Origin of the sequence: Flammeovirga sp. OC4 (assembly GCF_000812565.1) — a bacterium.
Lineage (GTDB): Bacteria > Bacteroidota > Bacteroidia > Cytophagales > Flammeovirgaceae > Flammeovirga.
The window spans coordinates 118869-127438 of the sequence record NZ_JTAM01000022.1; the positions used below are offsets into that span (position 1 = coordinate 118869).

The window sequence follows — 8570 nt, forward strand, 5'->3', positions numbered from 1 at the left end:
AGCCAATGAATAATAAAGTGAAACATCATTTTCCTCGGCTAGTATGGCTAGATGTCAACAGGGGATTAACGGTATTTTTTATGTTGCTTATTAATCTAGGAGGCAATAATAATCAGTCATTTCTACAATTGACACATACTAAACTTGGTTTTCATTTTGCTGACTGGGTCTATCCTAATTTTATATTTATAATGGGTATAGCATTAGGATATAATAAAAGTAATCTCAAATTAAAACGTATTATCCAAAGGGGAATTTCTCTATTTATTATTGGTATTATTATCGAAAACTTCCCATTCTATTTTCCACTTGGAGGACTTCGACTAATGGGAATTTTACAGCGTATAGCAATTTTATATACTTTAGGTGGTTGTTTACTTCTTTTGAATTATAGGTATTTGATTATTTCCTGTTTAGCCTCCTTCATTCTCTTTATTTTAATATATAGTTTTAATTATTCTACCTTGAATCAAGCTCCTTTTCGTTTTCAAGAAGCTATTGATCAGCTGGTATTGAGGAATCATATTTATAGAGGTATGTTGTATGATCCACAAGGTATTTTATCGCTTTTTGGTAGTCTTATTAACGCTTTTATCGGAATATTAATTGGAGTACTATTGCACCGCTTTCACCTGACGAAGTTCCCTGATTGGACTATTATTTTCTCAATTGTTTTTAGTAGTGCTGGATTCTTTTTAAGTTTTATCTTCCCATTATCACAAGATTTATGGCTTCCTTCCTTTTCCTTATTTACAATTGGGCTTTCATTATTTTTTGGTCAATTAATACAACGTATTACAATAATTCATTATCCAATTCTATTATTCTGGGGACAAAATGCGTTACTACTTTACTTGATAAGCGAAGTAATCAGGCGTATTAGTTTTTATTACTTTATTGATAATACGCCTTTAAGATATACTTCAATTGATTGGTTAAGTAAACACAGTTTCTTATCAATACATTTTGCTGCTTTAGTAAGTAGTTTAGTACTGCTTGCTTTGACAACTTTAGTCGTTAAAGTAGCTATTCGATACAATGTTAAGCTTCGATAAACTCTACATCTAGTTTCGATTTAGACTCTAATGACAACATATACAGTAATGGGATAAATATAAATGGAGCTATAGGATAAATTATAAACGTAAGCATGGAATATGAAAAGCGCTGAAAAGCAAAAATTCCAGTAAACTTACTTATGATGCTCAAAGTAAAACTCGTCATTATAAATAAAATTGTAAATATCGTCATTCGGTAAAAGACTTTTCTATCATTGCTAAAAAAGAGAGAGATGATAAAAATGTTTATACAAATCATTGAGACAAAGAAAAGCTTCGTTGCCAGCCAATGAACAGATACAGACAAATAACCTAAGCCTGTAAACAAGCTCAACAACCACCTTATACCACCGAATTTGAGTAAGTCCGTGGCCAATTGATCAAAAAAGAGGGAAGAGTCTTTTCTTACATCAAAAACAAGAATACTGATTACTAACCAAGTAAAAAGTGCAATACCTCTTGAGAATACTAACTTCTTATTCATTTTTAGATTTTAAACCTGAATATTTTTCAACCCATATCATCCAAAGACAGAAAATAATTCCATATACAGCATAGGCATAGGTGTATTTATGATTAAAATCAAAAGTCTCAGGAGATTGAATAAAATTATACGCCAATAACATTACCCTAATCACATTCGATAAATAAATCAATGCAAAACCAAACAACCCATAAATTATTTTAGTTCTCAATGCTCCAGGTGCAGACAAGATGAAGCCAATAAATAACATTTCGATCCCTAAACCATTACAGCCCTTTCCTATAAACACAGCCTGCATCCCATTTAAGGTCACTGTATCTTTATTGACAACACTTGATTCAAAAAATAGGTTAAGTAAGAAAGAGCTTAATTGAGCCACTGCTTCTATTAACTTTTGATCTAAAGTTCCATCCGGCTCTATCCAAAACCTATAAGTCACTTGCCAGATACAAAAAAGTATAATGGCCTTAATCAGAAATTTCTGTAATAGAGAGAATTGCTCGAATGTAGTTTTAATAGTTGCTATCATAATTAAAAAGTTAAACCTGCTACAAAAAATTGTAGCAGGTTGGTAGGTAGTTACTTTTTCTTTCTCTTACTTTTAAACTTGTAGATACCATATATAGCACCCGAAGCTAAGAGAATATAACCACCATCATCTATGGGTACTCCCGCAGGAGTAGGAGGAAGCATTGGTCCTGCCCATAATGATAAAGCAATAAAATTGAATATTAGGGTAAGGAATAATACCTTTATTTTTTTCATAACTATTTATTAATTAAAACTTTGTAAGAATAATATTTCTGAGAAGTCAGAAGTTGTATAATTACAGGCGTGTTTGTTGGAATCGAATAATTAAATTCTGCTTTTCCACCTGTCGCTTTGCTCTGACTCTGATAGAGTTTAGTTCCTAGCGTTGTTGTCACTATTATTTCTATATCACCGTTTGAAATCTGATCTATTAGAATTTTAGAATTTACAATCGAAATTGTAGTTTCTACCTCATCCTCTAGATCTATTGATGAAATAATGTCATCTGAATTTCCTGGATCTGTTTGTATAATTTTTGAAATATGAATTTCATAACGATCTTCCTCTGTACCTTCACCTGTTAAGACCACCTCATCGTTCAAATTAAATTTATTTTCATTGGTCTTATCAAACAAATAGATTTCATAATCCTCTAATAACTGCTTTTCTTGAAGCTCTAAGTTGACCGTTTTGGTTTTGTCAAACGCAAGAGTAATTGGTAACATATATTGATCAACTTTTTCTAATGCCAAAGTATGATAATCTGTCTCATCACGATTGAACTTTAAGGATAACGCTTGTGAACCGTTTAGTTTAAAAGCATCAAATGTGTAATCATCCTCATCTGTAAAATCAGCCCCTGTTAAGAAAACTACTTTATCTGAATATAAATCTGATATTGCTTCAAAAGTAAATTTCTCAAAAGGTGTATTTTGATTCTTTCTGTAAACACTACCACTCTTTTCTGTTTGCTTTTGATCATGTTCGAATGTAATATTTCCATCAGCAGCTACATGAACAAAGAAACCTTGGAAAGAAGGAATATCTAATTTATTACTAGAATTGACTACTGTATAGGCTCCCGTACCATCTGAATTCCCTTCATAGAAATATAAAGTACCATTGGTGATATTACCGTTATCAGCAATAAATAAATCATAATCCAATGGTGCTAAGAACACATTACCAATTAAATTATAGCCTTTAAAAGTAGCATTCGCACTTTGAGACGTTACAGGAACATTCACAGCATCTGCATAAGGAGTACCTGTAATTGTAAACGTACCTGCACCTGTAGCAATAATCCCCTGTCCTACACTAACGGACCCTGAGAAAGCTTGCCATGTAGAACTTGGCTCATCATAATAATAACGGTCTCTGTCAACCACTTGTGAAGCTTGTGCCCCTTCTTGAACGGGTACAGACCAATAATTATAGATTTTATTACTTGTTTCACCTGTTCTTTTCACATTCACATTACCACTGATTTGTCCAGTACTTGAATGATATAACGTGGCACCATCTTCCAATGTCAAATTATTGTTTGTAGTCAACTGATTACCAGATGTGATAGATACAATACCTTGTACCGTTATTGCATTTACTACCTCTACATTCGCATCAATTTCTAATGTTCCTTCACCTGTTATTCCATCACCACTATTCGTAATATCGCCTTGTAAAGTTAAGGTTCTGCCTGTTGGGATATTTATCTCATGACCTGATGCAATACCAATATCCCCAAAAGTAATATCTGAAGACAATGTAAAATCAAAATCAATAAGTAAGGAACCTGAACCTCCTATACCATTACCAATACTTGACAAACCTCCTGATAGAGTTAAGGCCTTACCTGATGATATACTCAATGAATTTCCTGATGTGATTGACAATGTTGGATTAATGGATAAGTTTTCTGTAACATTTACAAAACCATCAATTACTAATATACCGGAACCTGTTATTCCATCACCATTGTTCGTAATATCACCTTGTACAGTAATTGTTCTTCCTGAAGCTATGTTCAATGAATTACCTGAAGTAATTGTTAAAGCTGCACATGTAAAATCTGAAGTAGGAGTGAAATCACTATCTATGACAATTGTTTTAAAAGCGCTAGGTTCACCATTAGTCCAACTTGATCCATCCCAGGTAGTTTCTGTTGAAAAAATGATAGGCATTCCTTGTACCTCTCCTCCTATTTGTGATTCTGAAATATGTTCCTCAACACTGTAGTTCGTTCCATCAGTATCAATGGTAAATATTACTCCTTCCCCATTATTTCCTCCTCCTGATGTTATACCCCAAAGTTTACCATCATATTCCGTTAAGCCACTCGCTGGGTTAACTCCTGTACCTGATACAAAATCATGTAGTTTTGCTAAATTTGAACCATCAACATCCATTGAAAAGATAGTCCCATCAGAGGATGTCGTTACTCCAAAAACTTTACTATTACTCGCAATCAATGAGAAACCTGGCGAAGACTCCAAATTAGTCTCACTATCAGCATCTGCTAACTCAGAATAGTTTGTACCATCTGTATCTATTGAAAAAAGAGAACCATTAGATGATGATGCACTCAATGTTCCATAAATCTTACTGTTTATATATTTTAATCCTCCTCCAGAGGAAGCAGAATCATCAAAACCTGTTAAATCTATTTCGTTGTAATTATTACCATCAGCATCAATAGAAAAAATCTCTTCTTCACCAGATAAAACACCCCATATTTGGTCATTTTCAAATGAAAGGCTCCCCCCTACAACTTTAGAAAACTCTTCTAAAACAGAATATCCCGTACCATCTTCATTCATGGAAAATAATACACCTTTATCTGATGTTCCTCCCTCACTTGTCAACCCTACTATTTTATTATTGATTGCAAATACGCGATCAATAGGTTTTCCACCGTTGGTACCATCAAAATGGTGAAGTATCGTAAAGCCAGTACCATCGATAGCAAGGCTAAAGATTATACCTTCGTCATTAGTTCCACCAATTTTTGCTACTCCCCATAATTTATCATTATGGTAAATTAAAGTCTTTCCAAATTGTCCTCCTTTAGTTGTCCTTGTACCAAGAGTAGATGAGTGTATGGTAGTAGTTCCATCATCAGAAATCGCATAGATAGAATAACTCGTTGTTCCCACTAAAACATCTTGAGAAAATAGCGTAAAAGGGAGCAACAAAAATGATAAGAGCAGTAATCTTGAAATAGGTATTTTTAATTTCATCTTTAGTAAAGAATTAAAAGTTTGTAATGAAACAAAGAAGCGTGTCACCAGTAAAAAAAATAGTCAGCCTCATTATCTTCTACTATCGAAAATAGAGTACAATATCTCTTGCATGAGATTTTAATGGAAGATAATTGCGATTATCGACAAAAAATCCCCCATTTGGGGGAGATAAAGTGAACGTATTATAAGTCAGTTTCTTTACTTAAGTATTTTCAAAAAAGTATCCTTACATTTGATAAAAAATGAAAAAGTAATGTCAAATTTCACACAAATCTCTAAGTTTTTCGAAACGGAATACCCATTGAATAAGGAAGGATTGAAAGAACTTTTTAATTCCTTTAAAGTGGAGACTTACAAAAAAGGAGAGTTGATACTTCAGATTGGCAACTTTGAAAATCAATTACGATTTCTCAATAGTGGAAGTGTTCGTGAATATTACATTAGCCCAGAAAAAGAAACCAATACACTTTTCTATACCACTCCACAATTCATTACAGATTTCTCTGCTTTCAACAATGATACTTCCACCAAAAAGAATCAAGAGGCTTTAACTAAGATAGAACTACTAACTATAGAAAAATCCATTTTCAGAGCACTACTTCAAAAGTATGATTGTGGAAAAACATTTATTGATCTTACATTTCAGAAGATTTTTGAAAATAAAGAACAATTTGAATACAACCGTATCACAAAAACACCCGAAGAACTATATAAAGAACTCATGATTTATAAGCCTCACTGGTTACAATCTATTCCTCAATATCATATTGCCTCCTATTTGGGCGTAACTCCTGAAACATTAAGCAGGATTCGCAAGCGTATCTAATTTCTTGATTTGAATCAATGGAATTGGCTTCCTTGAAATCGACATTTGTATTGTACAAAAAACAATACAGATATGAAGTTATATCCAATCAGAAAGCTACAATTAGACGGTGACATACCAATGAACTGTTATGTACTTGACAGAAATGGAAAGTGCTTTATCATTGATCCGGGTTACCAAAAAGAATTAATCCAAGAGTATGTAAAACGAGAAGGGCTTGAAGTGATAGGAATATTACTTACACATGCTCACATCGACCACATTGAAGCCTTGGATTGTTTCGATGTACCTATTTATGTTCATGAGTTAGAATATCAAATTTTAATGGATAATGATCTTAATGGATTTGGATATTTTGGAAAAGAAAGAGCCTACGATATCAATTCATTGAACATTAAAACAATCACTGAGGAGACCAAATTATATATAGATGACCATAAAATAACTGTAATACTTACTCCAGGTCATACTATTGGAGGAGTTTGTTATAAAATTGGTCATGACCTTTATGTTGGTGATACGCTATTTGAAGGTAGTGTTGGTCGCTGGGATAGACCTACCGCAAATCTTGAGCAACTCAAGAAATCTGTAATCCAGTTGATCGATGAGCAACCTGATCACATGGTTATTCATCCTGGTCATGGTCGTAGTAGTACAATCGGAACAGAAAAACAAATCAACCCATTCTATCACGAATGGAAACGAGAACTTATTAATACAATCTAAAAATTATCCTCATGAAAATCCATCACATCAGAAACGCTTCAATGGTCATTGAAACGAATGACAAAGTTATTTTAGTAGACCCAATGCTAGGGAAAAAAAGTACAATGCCTCCTTTTTCTTTTATTCGTTTTAAAGCACGAAAAAATCCTTTAGTTGATCTGCCCGAAAATGTTCAACCTATTTTAGATAAAGTAACGCACTGTCTTATTACTCACCTTCACCCCGATCATTTAGACAAGGATGCAGAAGCATTTTTAAGAAAGAAAAATATTCCTGTTATCTGTAGTGTAAAAGATGAGGATGAGTTAAGAAAAAGAGGTTTGAACATTATTCTAACTGTAGACTATTGGAAAAGGAGTGATTTTTTGGGAGGAAAAATAGAAGGTATTCCTGCTCAACATGGTTACGGTTTTGTCGCTAAACCTGCCGGAAATGTAATGGGTTTTTATATCGAACTACCTGATCAACTCTCTGTTTACTTAAGTTCTGATACAATCTACACTGATGCTGTTGATAAAGTATTAAGAGAATATAAACCTGAAATCAGTGTAGTAGCGGCTGGTTCTGCTCAATTTGATATATTCAAACCGTTATTGATGACAGTTGAAGATGTGATCAAATTTACGAAAAATGCTCCTGGTAAGGTCATTGCCAATCATATGGAGGCAGTCAATCATTGTCCAACGACAAGAGCTGATCTTAGACAAAAATATACTGATTTAGGATTAATGGAGAAAAGCTTTGTTCTTGAGGATGGAGAAGTGATTTCGATTTAATCTTTATAGCTCCTCTTTCACTAAAAAACGGCCCTAATCTCATATAAGTAAGAGGTTAGGGCTGTTTTTCTTGGATTAAGCTAAAGAAAAGTTTACAATTCTTCTGCAAAAGAGGTTTTACCTTCTTTGTATAACCTTAATGTAAAACCATTATCAAGCTGTTTTTTAACACATTTTGCAAAATCATATCCGCTTCCCTCACAAAGAATATCCCCTGGTTTGAATGTCGACTCAAATCCAGCACCAAAACTGTTTAGCTTTCTATAGGCATACTTGTTTTCGATGAGACTACCATTATTGATAGGAAATAGAGATCGCTGATTGGAAATTAAAGTATTAGTCATGTCAAATACTTCATCTCCATTCATACTTTCAATTAGTTGCTCAATTGTTAGAGAATCGCTTGCTTGATTTAAATCAACCTCATTTTTCTCACAACTTACTAAAGTCATGATGGTTGAAAAAGCTAAGAATAGAATCGTTTTTAAATTTCTAGTTTTCATAGTTATCATTTAAAGTTTTAGCTGTTCATGTTAAGCTCATGAAATTTATAATGCTAATCAAAAAAAAAACTATAATCAATCATTCTACATTTTAACCTTTCAATTCATGTAATTTTTTTAGAAATAATACTCAAATAATAACATTATTTACAAGTTTTTATCAAATAAAATCAATGGATTAAAGAAGTTCTACATCTTTTTAATGGATCATTTTCACAGAACAATGATTTACTGTTAATAAAAAGTGCATATGTGAATAACTTTTTATTTTACATACTACCTCGTTTTGTATTTTTAAAAAGTTATCAACATTTATGATAATAAATAGCAAAAGATGAGTTAATAGTATAAATATTTCAATGATTCAAGATAAAAGTTGATGAATCATTGAAATTTGTACACAAAAAAAGGTTAGTCAACATCTTGT

9 protein-coding genes are annotated in these 8570 nt (G+C 32.8%); 4 read left to right on the forward strand and 5 right to left on the reverse strand.

Annotated elements, in window-relative coordinates:
- Positions 1 to 5: 5 nt before the first annotated feature.
- Complete coding sequence (locus PL77_RS14655) at positions 6 to 1055, forward strand: heparan-alpha-glucosaminide N-acetyltransferase domain-containing protein (protein WP_044206662.1); 1050 nt, start codon at positions 6 to 8, stop codon at positions 1053 to 1055.
- Here PL77_RS14655 and PL77_RS14660 read toward each other — a convergent pair.
- The 4 genes from PL77_RS14660 to PL77_RS14675 are packed head-to-tail and all read right to left on the reverse strand — an operon-like array spanning position 1042 to position 5309.
- Positions 1042 to 1542, reverse strand: coding sequence for a hypothetical protein (locus PL77_RS14660; protein ID WP_044206665.1), 501 nt, complete (start codon positions 1540 to 1542; stop codon positions 1042 to 1044). The genes PL77_RS14655 and PL77_RS14660 overlap by 14 nt on opposite strands.
- Entirely contained in the window at positions 1535 to 2071 is a 537-nt protein-coding gene (xrtX, locus tag PL77_RS14665) for an exosortase X (protein WP_044206668.1), read from the reverse strand. The genes PL77_RS14660 and xrtX overlap by 8 nt, the downstream gene beginning before the upstream one ends.
- A gap of 50 nt (positions 2072 to 2121) precedes the next feature.
- Positions 2122 to 2307, reverse strand: a complete 186-nt coding sequence (locus tag PL77_RS14670; protein WP_044206671.1) for a hypothetical protein — start codon at positions 2305 to 2307, stop codon at positions 2122 to 2124.
- A 2-nt stretch (positions 2308 to 2309) separates the two neighbouring features.
- Positions 2310 to 5309, reverse strand: coding sequence for a choice-of-anchor tandem repeat GloVer-containing protein (locus PL77_RS14675; protein WP_044206674.1), 3000 nt, complete (start codon positions 5307 to 5309; stop codon positions 2310 to 2312).
- A gap of 256 nt (positions 5310 to 5565) precedes the next feature.
- Here PL77_RS14675 and PL77_RS14680 point away from each other — a divergent pair, with 256 nt between their 5' ends.
- The 3 genes from PL77_RS14680 to PL77_RS14690 all read left to right on the forward strand — a co-directional run bounded on the left by PL77_RS14680 (position 5566) and on the right by PL77_RS14690 (position 7640).
- On the forward strand, positions 5566 to 6138 hold the full coding sequence (locus PL77_RS14680) for a Crp/Fnr family transcriptional regulator (protein WP_044206676.1): 573 nt from the start codon (positions 5566 to 5568) through the stop codon (positions 6136 to 6138).
- A gap of 72 nt (positions 6139 to 6210) precedes the next feature.
- On the forward strand, positions 6211 to 6864 hold the full coding sequence (locus PL77_RS30630; protein ID WP_052444434.1) for an MBL fold metallo-hydrolase: 654 nt from the start codon (positions 6211 to 6213) through the stop codon (positions 6862 to 6864).
- An 11-nt stretch (positions 6865 to 6875) separates the two neighbouring features.
- Positions 6876 to 7640 carry an MBL fold metallo-hydrolase gene (locus PL77_RS14690; protein ID WP_044206680.1) on the forward strand — a complete coding sequence of 255 codons (765 nt, stop codon included), beginning with the start codon at positions 6876 to 6878 and terminating at the stop codon, positions 7638 to 7640.
- A gap of 92 nt (positions 7641 to 7732) precedes the next feature.
- Here the strand turns inward: PL77_RS14690 and PL77_RS14695 are convergent, their stop codons facing one another.
- The gene (locus tag PL77_RS14695; RefSeq protein WP_044206682.1) at positions 7733 to 8143 is read right to left on the reverse strand and encodes a hypothetical protein; all 411 of its coding nucleotides are present in this window, start codon (positions 8141 to 8143) and stop codon (positions 7733 to 7735) included.
- Between the last annotated feature and the right edge of the window lie 427 nt (positions 8144 to 8570).